This window comes from Nocardia sp. NPDC046473 (genome assembly GCF_040645995.1).
Classification (GTDB): Bacteria; Actinomycetota; Actinomycetes; order Mycobacteriales; family Mycobacteriaceae; genus Nocardia.
Window position 1 is genome coordinate 582,072 of record NZ_JBEYZJ010000006.1, and the last position, 13,703, is coordinate 595,774.

The window sequence follows — 13,703 nt, forward strand, 5'->3', positions numbered from 1 at the left end:
GGGGAAAGGAAGTTACGTGCTAGACGTCAACTTCTTCGATGAACTCCGGATCGGCCTTGCCTCCGCCGACGACATCCGCCAGTGGTCTTTCGGCGAGGTGAAGAAGCCGGAGACCATCAACTACCGCACGCTCAAGCCGGAAAAGGACGGACTCTTCTGCGAGAAGATCTTCGGTCCTACCCGGGACTGGGAGTGCTACTGCGGTAAGTACAAGCGTGTCCGCTTCAAGGGCATCATCTGTGAGCGCTGTGGTGTCGAGGTGACTCGCGCCAAGGTGCGTCGTGAGCGGATGGGCCACATCGAGCTGGCCGCACCGGTTACCCACATCTGGTACTTCAAGGGCGTGCCTTCGCGCCTCGGGTACCTGCTCGACCTGGCGCCGAAGGATCTGGAAAAGATCATCTACTTCGCCGCCTACGTCATCGTCGGTGTCGACGAGGAGCTGCGCCACAACGAGCTCAGCACCCTCGAGGCCGAGATGGAGGTCGAGAAGAAGGCGGTCGCCGACCAGCGTGACGCCGACCTGGAGGCCCGCGCCCAGAAGCTCGAGGCCGACCTGGCCGAGCTCGAGGCCGAGGGTGCCAAGTCCGACGTGCGCCGCAAGGTCAAGGACGGCGGCGAGCGGGAGATGCGCCAGCTCCGCGACCGGTCCCAGCGTGAGCTGGACCGGCTCGACGAGATCTGGACCACCTTCACCAAGCTGGCCACCAAGCAGCTCATCGTGGACGAGATCCTCTACCGCGAGCTGATCGACCGCTACGGCGAGTACTTCACCGGTGCCATGGGTGCGGAGTCCATCCAGAAGCTGATGGAGAACTTCGACATCGACGCCGAGGCCGAGAACCTGCGGGAGACCATCCGCAGCGGTAAGGGCCAGAAGAAGCTGCGCGCGCTCAAGCGGCTCAAGGTCGTCGCGGCCTTCCAGACCAACGGCAACTCGCCGATGGGCATGGTGCTCGACGCCGTTCCGGTGATCCCGCCGGAGCTGCGCCCGATGGTTCAGCTCGACGGTGGCCGGTTCGCCACCTCCGACCTGAACGACCTGTACCGCCGCGTGATCAACCGCAACAACCGCCTCAAGCGACTGATCGACCTCGGCGCGCCCGAGATCATCGTCAACAACGAGAAGCGGATGCTGCAGGAGTCCGTCGACGCACTGTTCGACAACGGCCGTCGTGGCCGTCCGGTCACCGGACCGGGTAACCGCCCGCTGAAGTCGCTGAGCGATCTGCTCAAGGGCAAGCAGGGTCGTTTCCGTCAGAACCTGCTCGGCAAGCGCGTCGACTACTCGGGCCGTTCGGTCATCGTGGTCGGCCCGCAGCTCAAGCTGCACCAGTGTGGTCTGCCCAAGCTGATGGCGCTGGAGCTGTTCAAGCCGTTCGTGATGAAGCGTCTGGTCGACCTGAACCACGCGCAGAACATCAAGTCCGCCAAGCGGATGGTCGAGCGTCAGCGTCCCCAGGTGTGGGATGTCCTCGAAGAGGTCATCGCCGAGCACCCGGTGCTGCTGAACCGCGCGCCCACCCTGCACCGTCTGGGCATCCAGGCGTTCGAGCCGCAGCTCGTCGAGGGTAAGGCGATCCAGCTGCACCCGCTCGTCTGTGAAGCGTTCAACGCCGACTTCGACGGTGACCAGATGGCCGTGCACCTTCCGCTGTCCGCGGAGGCGCAGGCCGAGGCCCGCATCCTGATGCTGTCCTCGAACAACATCCTGTCGCCGGCCTCCGGTCGACCGCTCGCCATGCCGCGACTCGACATGGTGACCGGCCTGTACTACCTGACCCGCCTGCAAGAGGGCGCGAAGGGCGAGTACAAGGCCGCGGGCAAGGACAAGGCCGAGTTCGGCGTCTACTCCTCGCCCGCCGAGGCACAGATGGCGGTGGACCGCGGTGAGCTCACCGTGCGTTCGCTGATCAAGGTCCGGCTCATCCACCAGCGCCCGCCGAAGGACATCGAGGCGAAGCTGTTCCCGGAGGGCTGGAACCGTGGCGACGCGTGGATCGCCGAGACCACCCTCGGTCGCGTGCTGTTCAACGAGCTGCTCCCGGCGGACTATGCGTTCATCAACGAGCAGATGCCGAAGAAGCGTCAGGCGACGATCATCAACGATCTGGCCGAGCGCTACCCGATGATCGTGGTCGCGCAGACCGTCGACAAGCTGAAGGACGCGGGCTTCTACTGGGCCACCCGTTCCGGCGTGACGGTCTCCATGTCCGACGTGCTCGTGCCGCCGGAGAAGACCGAGATCATGGAGCGCTACGAGGCGCTTGCCGATCAGATCGAGAAGAAGTACCAGCGTGGTGCGCTCGATCACCAGGAGCGCAACAACGCCCTGGTCAAGATCTGGCAGGAAGCGACCGAAGAGGTCGGTACGGCACTGCGTGCGCACTACCCGCCGGACAACCCGATCATCACGATCGTCGAGTCGGGCGCCACGGGTAACTTCACCCAGACTCGTACCCTCGCCGGTATGAAGGGTCTGGTGACGAACCCGAAGGGTGAGTTCATCCCGCGCCCGATCAAGTCCTCGTTCCGTGAGGGCCTGACCGTGCTCGAGTACTTCATCAACACCCACGGTGCTCGTAAGGGTCTGGCCGATACCGCGCTGCGTACCGCCGACTCGGGTTACCTGACCCGTCGTCTGGTGGACGTCTCGCAGGACGTGATCGTGCGCGAGCACGACTGCGCCACCGAGCGCGGCATCATCGTGCACATCGCCGACAAGCAGGCGGATGGCTCGCTCATCCGCGACGCGCACGTGGAAACCTCCGCGTACGCTCGCACGCTCGCTTCGGACGCGGTGGACGCCAAGGGCAACCTCGTCATCGGTAAGGGCGCCGACCTCGGCGACCCGGCGATCGACGCGCTGCTCGGGGCAGGCATCACCGAGGTTCGGGTCCGCTCCGTGCTGACCTGCACCACCGGTACCGGTGTCTGTGCCACCTGCTACGGCCGTTCGATGGCCACCGGCAAGCTGGTCGACATCGGTGAGGCCGTCGGTATCGTTGCCGCGCAGTCCATCGGTGAGCCCGGTACCCAGCTGACCATGCGTACCTTCCACCAGGGTGGTGTCGCGGGCGATGACATCACCGGCGGTCTGCCGCGGGTGCAGGAGCTGTTCGAGGCCCGTGTGCCGAAGGGCAAGGCTCCGATCGCCGAGGTCAGTGGCCGGGTGCGGATGGAAGACGACGACCGCTTCTACAAGATCACCATCATCCCGGATGACGGTGGTGAAGAGGTTGTCTACGACAAGCTCTCGAAGCGTCAGCGTCTGCGTGTCTTCAAGCACGACGACGGCACCGAGCGTCTGCTCTCCGACGGCGATCATGTCGAGGTCGGCCAGCAGCTGCTGGAAGGCGCGGCGGATCCGCACGAGGTGCTGCGCATCATGGGTCCCCGTCAGGTGCAGATCCACCTGGTCCACGAGGTCCAGGAGGTCTACCGTTCGCAGGGTGTGTCGATCCACGACAAGCACATCGAGGTCATCGTCCGGCAGATGCTGCGTCGCGTGACGATCATCGACTCGGGTGCCACGGAGTTCCTGCCCGGTTCGCTCACCGAGCGGTCCGAGTTCGAGGCCTCCAACCGTCGCGTCGTCGCCGAGGGCAATGAGCCCGCGGCGGGTCGCCCGGTGCTGATGGGTATCACGAAGGCGTCGCTCGCGACGGATTCGTGGCTGTCGGCGGCGTCCTTCCAGGAGACCACTCGAGTCCTGACGGACGCGGCGATCAACTGCCGCTCCGACAAGCTCATCGGCCTCAAGGAGAACGTGATCATCGGCAAGCTGATCCCGGCCGGTACCGGTATCAACCGCTACCGCAACATCACGGTGCAGCCGACCGAAGAAGCCCGTGCCGCCGCGTACGCGGTGCCGTCCTACGACGACACCTACTACAGCCCGGACAGCTTCGGCCAAACCACCGGCGCCGCAGTCCCGCTCGACGACTACGGTTTCAGCGACTACCGCTAACCCGGTACCGCGCAACAACATCCGGCCCCCGCTCCCCACGGAGCGGGGGCCGCTTGCGTACCCCGCCGAGGCGCTAATCCCACCACGCTGTCAGCACACCCTCGGTGTACGGCCAGCTACCGAGTGCGTCACCCATCTCGTCCGCGTTGTCCTGCACGATCACTTCGTTTGCCCCCCAACGCTCTTCCTCCGCCACCCGAGCCAACTCCCGCGCCTTGTCCAGGCTCTCGGTCAGCACGAACAGCGTGTCCACGTTCCAGGTGTTGTCGGGTAGATCGCGCAGTTTGATCAACGACATCGGCGCCAGCCAGTCAGGGTGCTCGGCCGAAGCCACTCCGAGCCGATCCATAAACACCGCCACCCACAGCTCCCGATGCCGCTCCAAACTCGCGACTACGACCCCACCATCGAAGTCGTTGAACCGCCGCCGCCGCACCAACTCCAGCTGAATCTCCTGCACCGTCGCACCAGAAAGCATCGGACCAGTCACAGCTACTCCTCCCTCGCCCAGCCGATCGAATCGAGCACACCACCGTAGCCAAACCTCCTGCCACCACAGGAACGACACCGGCAGATCGGCCAGGAGGCGGCGGCGCTCGCAGACGGGGGCGGCTACCTGGTTCGGGGGTGGAAAGAGTGATGGGAAATTTATTTTTGGGGGGATATTTTCTGTAAGAATATTTTCAATTGAAGGGGTTTGGTTGGTGGGTGGTGCGGGAGCACGGCTGGGCCTGCCGAATCCTGGTCCGCCCGTTGCGAAAGCGAGTCGCTTCATGACCGAGTACCACCAGATCTTCGATCTCGGTGACTTCACCACGCAGCATGGTGCCACGCTGCGCGGAGCCTTCCTGGCGTACGCCACCTACGGTGTGCTCAATGCCGAGAAGAGCAACGCCGTCGTCTATCCGACGTGGTACTCGGGGCGACATTGGGACAACGAGTGGTTGATCGGCCCGGGGATGGCACTCGATCCGGCCGAGTATTTCATCATCGTGCCGAACATGCTCGGCAACGGCCTGTCCAGCTCGCCGAGCAACACCCTGCAGCCCTACGATCGCGCCCGCTTCCCCGACATCACCGTCTACGACCAGGTGGCGGCCCAATATCGTTTGGTGACCGAGAAATTCGGCATCGAGCGGCTCGCGTTGGTGACCGGCTGGTCCATGGGCGCGGGGCAGACCTACCAGTGGGCGGTGAGTCATCCGGAAATGGTCGAGCGAATCGCCCCGTTCTGCGGCTCCGCGCGAACAAGCCTGCACAACAAGGTTTTCCTGGAGGGCGTGAAAGCGGCACTGACCGCCGACTCGGCCTTCGCGGGCGGCTGGTACGGCGAGAACTGGCCGACCACCGGATTGCGCGCCCTGGCAAGGGTTTACGCGGGCTGGGGCTTCTCCCAGGCCTTCTACTGGCAGCAGGAGTACGAGAAGCTCGGCTATACCTCCCTGGAGGACTTCCTCATCGGCTTCTGGGAAGGCTTCTTCCTCGACGGCCGCGACCCGAACAACCTGCTCACCATGCTGTGGACCTGGCAGCATGCCGACGTCGGCCGCACGCCCGGCTTCGACGGCGACACCGAGGCCGCCCTCGCCTCGATCAAGGCAACCACCCTGGTCCTGCCCGCCGAGAAGGACCTGTACTTCCCGCCGGAGGACGAGGCCTGGGCGGTCTCGCACATCCCCAACGCCGAACTCCGCGTGATTCCCGGCATCTGGGGCCACTTCGCCGGTCACGGCAAGAATCCCGAAGACACCCAATTCATCGACGCCGCGCTGAGCGACCTACTCGGCAAACCCGGTGGCCTGGCCTGACCTCGGGCCGTGAACTACACACTCGCGGTGGCGCTCGGCGCGCTGCTGCTCATCGGCATCGTCGTGCTTGCGGCCTGGGATGACCTGCGCGACCGAGGCGAAGACCGAACCGGACGACCTGAAGCGGAGCACATTGACATAAAGCGTCCTTGAGCCACCCGAGGATCGCGGTGGTTCCTGGGATTCATTCAGGCGTCACCGCGACGTCGGGGGTGGTCGTCACAATGGAGGCATGCGTCGAACGGGTGCGGTGGGCGTCGCGGCGCTCCTGCTGAGCGGTGTCCTGAACGTGGGTGCGGCGTCGGCGGGTGGGCCGCTGGCGCAGTTCGATCTGCAGGCGCATCGTGGCGGGGCGGCGCTGGTGGTGGAGAACACGCTGGCCTCGTTCACGAATGCGCTGGAACTCGGCGTGCGCACACTGGAATTGGACGTGCAGATCACCGAGGACGGGTTTCCGGTGGTCACCCATGACCGCGATCCGAGTCCGGACAAGTGCATCGACACCGCTGCGGCCTTCCCCGGTGATCCGAAGTTTCCCTATGTGCCGGGTACCAGGTTCATTCGAGACCTGACATTGGCTCAGGTCCGCACCATCGACTGCGGCTCGAAACGACTGGCCGCATTTCCGGATCAGCAAACGGTACCGGGTGCCCGAATGCCCTTGCTATCCGAGGTTTTCGACCTCGTGCACGCCTATCACGCCGACGACGTCATGCTGAATGTCGAGTCCAAAGTCGAAGCGGGTGCGCCGGAACAAACCGCGCCTCGCGAGCAATTCGTACAGGTGATCGCGGCCGAAGTGCACCGCGCGCACCTCGAAAAACAGGTCACCATCCAAAGTTTCGACTGGGGCTCGCTCATGCGGATGCGCGAGGTCGCACCTGAATTGCCGCTCGTCGCATTGACCAACGGGCAGCAATTCCTGCAGGAAGGCCGGCCCGGCGCGTCGCCATGGTTGGGCGGCATCGACATCGACGACTTCCAAGGCTCACTTCAAGAGAAATTCGTCAGCGCCGCAGCATCTTTCGGTGCCGACGCGGTATCGCCGGTACACGGCGACCCGCAGGACGGCAGCATCGAAGACCCCGGCTATCAACCTTTCACCACGGCGGGTCTGGTCCGAGCCGCCCACCAGCGCGGCATACGAGTGGTGCCGTGGACCGTCGACGACCGAGCCACCATGACCGCGATGATCGACCTCGGCGTGGACGGCCTCATCACCAACCGCCCAGACCTGCTGCGCACCATCCTCGCCGAACGCGGCTACCAGCTGCCGAAGGCATACCACCGGCCCTGACCTGATCAGCCACCGAGCACCTCGGCAACGCCGCTCCGCATGGACAACGCGCACCCCACGCGGTATTAAATTAGAACACGTTTCAGTCATGTAGTGGGAGATGCGATGGACAGCGCGGCCATGGGCGAGTTGGTGATGGCGGGGTTCCAGAAGCTGGGGTTCATCCAGTACACCGGGATCGAAGGGGTGGAGTTCGATGCCGGGCGGAACGTGGTGCGGATGACGCCACGGGCCGAACACCTGAATCACAACGGCGACCTGCACGCGGCGGTGTTGTTCGGCCTGGCCGAGACGGCGGCGATGGGCGCGTCCGTCTCGGGCATCGTGGACCTGATGGGGGAGACCTTCATCGTCGCCAGGGACGGGCGGATCGAATATCGGGCGCGCGCGAAAGGTGATGCGGGGCCGTATCTTGCGACGTCCGAGGTATCCGGCGATACCCTGCAGCAGGTGCGCTCGGATATCGCGGCGCGCACATCGATCGAGCTGGAAGTGCCGGTGAACATCACCGACAACACCGGAAAGTCCGTGGCGGCAGCGGCATTCACCGCTGTTATCCGGCCACGTAGGCAGTAGTCGCGGCGTGGGTGCGCTCGGTGAACGAGCGCACCCACCCACTCAGCGCTCGCTGTCGAGCATCGCCATCTGCGCGCTGGCATACCGGTCACCGGCGATCTGATCGGCGGGCACCGCCGCCTCGATGGTGGCCAACTCGTCTGCGGTCAGCGAGACATCCAGTGCGCCTGCGGCTTCGGCCCAGCGCTCGCGCCGCCGCGCGCCGACGATCGGCACGATGTCCGCGCCACGGGTCAACACCCAGGCGATGGCGAGTTGAGCGACCGAAACATCCTTGCCCGCAGCGATTTCCGCGAGCGCATCCACCAGCTTCAGATTCTGACTGAGGTTCGCACCCTGGAAGCGCGGGCTGTGTGCTCGGAAATCGTTGGCGCCGAAGGTGGTTCCGGCCTGCACCGAACTGCTGAGCAGCCCACGAGACAGCACACCGTAGGCGGTGACACCGATGCCGAGCTCGCGGCACAGCGGCAAGATCTCGGCCTCGATGCCGCGCGAGATCAGCGAGTACTCGATCTGCAGATCGACGATCGGATGCACCGCCGCGGCCCGGCGGATGGTGTCGGGACCCACCTCGGACAGCCCGATGTGCCGGACATACCCCGCCTCGATGAGCTCGCCGATCGCGCCGACGGTGTCCTCGATCGGGACATTCGGGTCGAGCCTGGCCGGCCGGTAGATGTCGACGTAGTCGACGCCGAGCCGCTGCATGCTGTACCCGAGAAAGTTGCGCAGGGCCTCGGGGCGGGTGTCCACCCCGCCCCAGGTGCCGCCGGGTCCGCGCAGCGCGCCGAACTTCACGCTGAGCAGCACGTCTTCGCGGGGGCGCTCGGCGATCGCTTTGCCGATCAGTAGCTCGTTGTGCCCGGCACCGTAGAAGTCGCCGGTGTCGATGAGGTTCGCGCCGGAATCGAGCGCGGCGTGGATGGTGGCGGTGGATTCGGCGTCGTCCGCGGCACCATACACGCCGGACATGCCCATCGCGCCCAGTCCGATCCGACTGACGGTCGGCCCGGTCTTGCCGAGCTGAACTGTGGGGATCTTCGATGTCGTCATGAGATAAGCCTGACCCGTCGACACGGATTGCGGCAGAGATCGCCTATCGGGGGATCGCCGATCCCTGGCTGAGTCGTCCGTTCTGAGGGAAAGTGGACATATGGACAGAACCGAGCTCGCCGACTTCCTGCGCCGCCGTCGCGAGTCACTGACGCCCGCGGAGGTAGGTTTGCCGCCCGGTGTCCGGCGTCGCACTCCCGGCCTGCGCCGGGACGAGGTGGCCCTGTTGGCGGGCATGTCCACGGACTACTACACCAGGCTGGAGCAGTCGCGCGGGCCGCGCCCGTCCACCCAGGTGCTGGCGTCGCTGGCCCGCGCGCTGCGCTTCAGCAGTGACGAACGCGATCACCTCTACCACCTGTGCGACCACGCGGCGCCAGGACGCGAACTCGGCGACAAGCACGTCGGGCCGGGACTGATGCACCTGCTGGCCAAGCTGGACGACACCGCGGCCACCGTGATCACCGACCTCGGCGAGGTGCTGGTGCAGAACCGCATGCACACCCTGCTGCTCGGCGACCACGGTAATCGTCACGGTTGGGATCGCTATTACGCCTACCGCTGGTTCACCGATATCGAGTCACGCGCGATGTTCCCCGAACAGGACTGGGATCGCCTCGGCCGCAAGCACGTCGCGGATCTCCGCGCGACCGCCGCACGCCGATCGGGCGACGCCGACGTCGCCGAGTTCATCGGCAAGTTGCGTTCAGTGAACGCGGAATTCGATCGCCTGTGGGACGAACACGAAGTGGCAGTGCGTCTTTCGGATACCAAACGGATCCAGCATCCCCAGGTCGGCCTGATCGATACGATCTGCGAAACCTTGCTCACCCCGAACGCCGCCCAACGCCTGCTGGTCTACCTGCCGCGCCCCGGCACGGATGCCGCCGAGAAGCTGGATCTGTTGCGCGTCATCGGAACTCAGACCCTGGATTCGGCCGACGATATCGACAATCGCGCGCACCGCCCCTCCTCCACCGGCTGAGTGGCACACCGGCGATCTACTCGCCGCGATGTGCTTGCGGCCGTGCCGGATCAGGGTGCGCCGGAGACGTATTCGAGCGCCGCGTCGATCGCGGGCTGACCGCCGGCCATCGCGAGACCGGCTGCCGCGCCGATCGCGGCACCGAGCACCGTGGTGATCGGCACCGTGATGAAGTCGATGACGAACAGTCCCAGCGGGAAGCCGAGCACGAAGCCGATTCCGGCACCGATTCCCGCACCCGCCAACACAATCGGCATGGCCTTCTCGACCTCGGCGAAGAAGCGTTCCTGGCCGGCCACATCGCGCAGTGGCGCCTGCGACATGTTGTCCGGGGCGAGAGTGAGCCGATGGCCCGCCTCTTCGATGACCGGATTCAATGCCACTCGTTTGTCGCCGACGCGCAGTGCCATCGGCAGAGCGGCGACGACATTTCCGTCGGGAGCGGTCAATGTGACGACCCGCCCGTCGTGGATCAGGTCGAAGTGACCGTCCTGGATCGTCGTCACCGCGGCGCGCCGATCCTCGGAAGCCGCGACCTGGTAGGCGATTTCGGCGAAGGATCCGCGCACGTCGAGCGCGGTGTCGGGGGTGGTGGTGGCGGGATCCGCGTGTGTGGCGCTGATGCTGATGACGGTGGCCGCCAGGGCCAGCAGTGCCGTCGCGGAGATTCTGGAAACTCTCATCGTGCTCTTTCGGTAGCGCTGCCCCCTGCGCAGTGTGTTCGTCGGCGACAGTATCAGGCGCAGCCGAGTACGGCACGGCGTTCGGGCGCAATACAACTCGGCTCAAAGTTCGAGTTCGTTACTCAATCGACGCAGATATCCGGCGAACTGCTGCCGGTCGAGTTCGTCCCAGTCGGCGGTGAGTTCGGTGAAGACCTGCCGTTGCCAGTCGCGGGCACCCGCGAGCAGGCGCTCGCCGCTGGCGGTCAGCGCCAATGATGTTCGGCGCCGGTCGTGTTCGGACTCGGCGCGGGAGAGGTGGCCCGCCGCCGTGGCGTCGCGCACCATCCGGCTCGCTCCGGAATGGTCGAGCCCGAGTTGGTGCGACACCGAGGTGATGGTGGCCTCGGCGCCCTGCTCGACGGTGGCGGCCACCGCCTCGACCACCTGGATGTGCTGGGCGTGCCGCAGTTCGTCGGGCAGCTCCGCCGACGTCCGGTTGATCCAGCGCCGGGACCAGAATCGGACCAGCCGAAACAGGGCGGGCCCGCCGTCGGCTGCGGTTCCTGGCCTGGCGGTCGCCCGTCTGCTCATCCTGCCAGCCTAGCCCGCCCTCGATAATAGTATGTGATTTGCATGTATATTTGTATGCGTATCGCATGCTTCTGGAGGTAGTCGTGACCATTGTCTTGAATCACACGATCGTGCCCGCGGCGGATCGGCACGCCGCCGCAACGTTTTTCGCCGAATTGCTCGGCCTGTCGGTGGGTGGGCCGAGTGGCCCGTTCGCGCCGGTGCAGATCAACGCCGACCTCACCTTCGACTTCGACGACCGCGGGCCGGTCCAACCGGGCCACTACGGATTTCTCGTCGACGACGACACTCTCGACGCGGTGCTGGCGCGACTGGCACAGTGGCCTGGCGTCGATTACGGCTCGGGCCCACAGCATGGGTGGGACCGAGCCGTCAATCATCTCGGCGGCGGCCGCGGTGTCTACGTGCACGCCCCCGACGGTCACAGCTACGAGCTGTTCACCGCCGTCCCTTAGTTATTGGGAGTTCTGGCCAGACCGATCCGGCGCTTGCGGGGCTTCAGGTGCAGGCCGGGCAGTGGTGGCGCCGGGATGCGCTGCTCAGGCGGGTGGCCCGCGATGTCGGCGAACCGGCCGAGATCGCGGTTCTCCCAATCGTTTCGGGCCGTCACGATCTCTTCGTGGCTGCGGCCCACGAAGTTCCACCACATCACCAGTTCCTCGCCGAACGGCTCGCCGCCGATCAGCGCGAAATGCGCACCGGCCGTGCTGGTCAGCGCGACCTCGTCGCGATCGGTGCCGAGGTACAGCAGCGGGCCCGCGGTCAGCGGTGTGCCATCGACGGTCACCTCACCCTCGATCACCATCAGCGCGTGCTCGAATCCGGGCTCCAGCGGGAGGGTGGTCTCACCCGGTTCCAGCCGCACATCCGCGCCGACGATCGGCGTGTAGGCGGTGGCGGGGGAGGTGACTGCGGCCAGTGAACCGATCAGCACGATGGCACGGATTCCCGGCGCTTCGTAGACCGGCAGCTCGCGGTGCTGCTCGAAGTGCGGGTCGATCCCGGTCTTGTTGCCGGGCAAGGCGATCCACAGCTGCAGCCCATGTCCGGCGTGGGCACCCGCGACCTTGTATTCGGAATGCGCGATGCCGCGCCCCGAGGTCATCAGGTTCAGCTGTCCCGGCTCGATCTGCACATCCGAGCCGACCGAGTCGCGATGGCGGATCCGGCCGTCGAACGGCCAGGTCACCGTCTGCAGGCCGATATGCGGATGCGGATCGATATCCGGCGACGCCCCGGTATCGGTGACCGTCGGCGAGCCGAAGTGATCGAGGAAGCACCACGCCCCGACGGTCGGCAGATCCCGTTGCGGCAGCACCCGTTCCACGAAAACGCCGCGCACGCCGCCGAGCGGCACCTCCCGCGACGGGTACAGCTCGGCCACCGGGCCAGGCCCCGGCGCGGGCTCGCAGAGCGCCTCCGCCGGCTGCGGATCGAGGTCGCTCACGACTGCGCCTCGCTGGCGCTCGGCTCCGTCGTTCCCGCGGGCGCTGTGTTGTTGGTTCGCTCGCTGCGCTCCCTCACTTCTGGACGCCCTTACCGATGACATGCGCGTCGTACTGCGGGTGCTTCTCCAGGTAAGCCTTGATGAACGGGCACAGCGGCCGGATCACCCGTCCCCGCTCGATCACATCCTCGACGGCGTGCTTGGCCAGCGTGCTGCCGAGGCCCTTGCCGGAGAACGCGCCGTCGATCTCGGTGTGGATGAACACCGTCTCGTCGTCGCGCTCCTCGTACTCGGCGAACCCGGCGAGGTCACCGCCGTAAAACACCTCGTAGCGGTTCTTCTCGTCGTTGCGGACAACCTTGGCTTCCGAGGCGGCTGCGGTCATGGTCGACTTCTCCTTCGATGCGCGGACCGGATGTCTGCTGAGGATCGACACGCGATTGAACGCGCCGATCGTGGTGGCGGCCCAGACGACGACGGACAGCTGATCGTCCGTCAAATACTTGCGAGCGAAAGCGTACTCACGCTCCATCGTGTGCTCGTCCGGCAGCGTGGCGGTGATTTCGGCCAGCGCGAGCGCGGCCTGTTCCATCGGTGTGTACAGCTCGGTGCGCCGCCACGCGGGCAGCACGGCGAGTTGCTGGTCGGTGTTCCCGGCGGCGAGCGCGGCGCGCTGGTGCGTGTCCAGGCAGAAGGCGCAGCCGTTGATCTGGGAAACCCGCACGTTGATCAGCTCGATGAGCTTGCGGTCCAAGCCGACTGCGGCGCCTGCGGCGCGCACTTCGCTCGCGACCGCAGTGAGGGCGCGGAATGCGGTGGGCGTCTGCTTGTCGATCCAGACGCGGTCATGCGGTACATCGGGCTTCACTCCACTGGATATTAGTGGCCCGCGGGACCGGTCGCCCGGCCGGGGCGCGTTCAAACGGACCAAGGTCCGGTGCATTTACACCGGCATACAGAACTCGTAGAGATCGTCCGCCGCCTCTCGCGCGGGGCGATGTCGCGGACGAACATCGAGAGTTCAGCAAAGGAGAAACGTCATGAGGTTCCGCAACCGCACCGCCCCCACCTTGGTCGCCGCCTGCCGCCGCAGCGCGCACCGAATCTGGGCCAGGCAGGATCTCACGCCGCAGGAGCGAGCGAATCTCATGGTCGGCTGGACCCCGCCCGCGATCATCAGCGCGTCACTGGGCGGCCGATCCTTCCACTGAGGCAGCGCCGATCCGGCAGAGACAGCGCCCTCAGTAGAGACAGCGCGGCCTCGGCGATCCGAATCGGATCGCCGGGGCCGCCTGTTATTTCTAGATCTCG

14 protein-coding genes and 1 pseudogene are annotated in these 13,703 nt (G+C 65.8%); 8 read left to right on the top strand and 7 right to left on the bottom strand.

The features are described from left to right. Positions 1-16: 16 nt before the first annotated feature. The gene (locus ABZ942_RS24330; RefSeq protein WP_357385595.1) at positions 17-3,970 is read left to right on the top strand and encodes a DNA-directed RNA polymerase subunit beta'; all 3,954 of its coding nucleotides are present in this window, start codon (positions 17-19) and stop codon (positions 3,968-3,970) included. A gap of 73 nt (positions 3,971-4,043) precedes the next feature. Here ABZ942_RS24330 and ABZ942_RS24335 read toward each other — a convergent pair whose 3' ends face one another. Then, the gene (locus ABZ942_RS24335) at positions 4,044-4,460 is read right to left on the bottom strand and encodes a hypothetical protein (protein WP_357385597.1); all 417 of its coding nucleotides are present in this window, start codon (positions 4,458-4,460) and stop codon (positions 4,044-4,046) included. Between the two features lie 283 nt (positions 4,461-4,743). Between ABZ942_RS24335 and ABZ942_RS24340 the strand changes: the two genes are divergently transcribed. The 4 genes from ABZ942_RS24340 to ABZ942_RS24355 all read left to right on the top strand — a co-directional run bounded on the left by ABZ942_RS24340 (position 4,744) and on the right by ABZ942_RS24355 (position 7,651). After that, complete coding sequence (locus ABZ942_RS24340; protein ID WP_357385598.1) at positions 4,744-5,778, top strand: alpha/beta fold hydrolase; 1,035 nt, start codon at positions 4,744-4,746, stop codon at positions 5,776-5,778. 9 nt (positions 5,779-5,787) lie between these two features. Then, positions 5,788-5,931, top strand: a complete 144-nt coding sequence (locus tag ABZ942_RS24345) for a hypothetical protein (RefSeq protein ID WP_357385599.1) — start codon at positions 5,788-5,790, stop codon at positions 5,929-5,931. A gap of 79 nt (positions 5,932-6,010) precedes the next feature. Next, positions 6,011-7,075, top strand: coding sequence for a glycerophosphodiester phosphodiesterase family protein (locus ABZ942_RS24350; RefSeq protein ID WP_357385601.1), 1,065 nt, complete (start codon positions 6,011-6,013; stop codon positions 7,073-7,075). A 105-nt stretch (positions 7,076-7,180) separates the two neighbouring features. Next, complete coding sequence (locus ABZ942_RS24355) at positions 7,181-7,651, top strand: PaaI family thioesterase (protein ID WP_357385603.1); 471 nt, start codon at positions 7,181-7,183, stop codon at positions 7,649-7,651. Between the two features lie 42 nt (positions 7,652-7,693). Here the strand turns inward: ABZ942_RS24355 and ABZ942_RS24360 are convergent, their stop codons facing one another. Then, on the bottom strand, positions 7,694-8,704 hold the full coding sequence (locus ABZ942_RS24360) for an aldo/keto reductase (RefSeq protein ID WP_357385605.1): 1,011 nt from the start codon (positions 8,702-8,704) through the stop codon (positions 7,694-7,696). A 100-nt stretch (positions 8,705-8,804) separates the two neighbouring features. Here ABZ942_RS24360 and ABZ942_RS24365 point away from each other — a divergent pair, with 100 nt between their 5' ends. After that, on the top strand, positions 8,805-9,689 hold the full coding sequence (locus tag ABZ942_RS24365) for a helix-turn-helix transcriptional regulator (protein WP_357385607.1): 885 nt from the start codon (positions 8,805-8,807) through the stop codon (positions 9,687-9,689). A 50-nt stretch (positions 9,690-9,739) separates the two neighbouring features. On the opposite strand, the gene ABZ942_RS24370 is transcribed toward ABZ942_RS24365, so the two are convergent. Together ABZ942_RS24370 and ABZ942_RS24375 are read right to left on the bottom strand one after the other, a co-directional pair. Continuing rightward, a complete protein-coding gene (locus ABZ942_RS24370) occupies positions 9,740-10,372 on the bottom strand; it encodes a hypothetical protein (protein ID WP_357385609.1) in 633 nt (210 codons plus the stop codon). Positions 10,373-10,474: 102 nt separating this feature from the next. Next, complete coding sequence (locus ABZ942_RS24375; protein ID WP_357385611.1) at positions 10,475-10,945, bottom strand: MarR family winged helix-turn-helix transcriptional regulator; 471 nt, start codon at positions 10,943-10,945, stop codon at positions 10,475-10,477. Between the two features lie 83 nt (positions 10,946-11,028). Between ABZ942_RS24375 and ABZ942_RS24380 the strand changes: the two genes are divergently transcribed. Continuing rightward, positions 11,029-11,400 carry a VOC family protein gene (locus ABZ942_RS24380; RefSeq protein WP_357385613.1) on the top strand — a complete coding sequence of 124 codons (372 nt, stop codon included), beginning with the start codon at positions 11,029-11,031 and terminating at the stop codon, positions 11,398-11,400. On the opposite strand, the gene ABZ942_RS24385 is transcribed toward ABZ942_RS24380, so the two are convergent. The 3 genes and pseudogenes from ABZ942_RS24385 to ABZ942_RS24395 all read right to left on the bottom strand — a co-directional run. Next, positions 11,397-12,392, bottom strand: a complete 996-nt coding sequence (locus tag ABZ942_RS24385) for a pirin family protein (protein WP_357385615.1) — start codon at positions 12,390-12,392, stop codon at positions 11,397-11,399. The two genes, ABZ942_RS24380 and ABZ942_RS24385, sit on opposite strands and share 4 nt — an antisense overlap. A 73-nt stretch (positions 12,393-12,465) precedes the next feature. Continuing rightward, positions 12,466-12,777: a GNAT family N-acetyltransferase gene (locus ABZ942_RS24390; protein ID WP_357385906.1), complete on the bottom strand. Its 312-nt coding sequence runs from the start codon at positions 12,775-12,777 to the stop codon at positions 12,466-12,468. A 12-nt stretch (positions 12,778-12,789) separates the two neighbouring features. Then, positions 12,790-13,260: pseudogene (locus ABZ942_RS24395) on the bottom strand (carboxymuconolactone decarboxylase family protein); the annotation flags it as partial. 172 nt (positions 13,261-13,432) lie between these two features. Between ABZ942_RS24395 and ABZ942_RS24400 the strand changes: the two are divergent. Next, positions 13,433-13,603, top strand: a complete 171-nt coding sequence (locus ABZ942_RS24400; RefSeq protein WP_357385924.1) for a hypothetical protein — start codon at positions 13,433-13,435, stop codon at positions 13,601-13,603. Positions 13,604-13,703 lie beyond the last annotated feature (100 nt).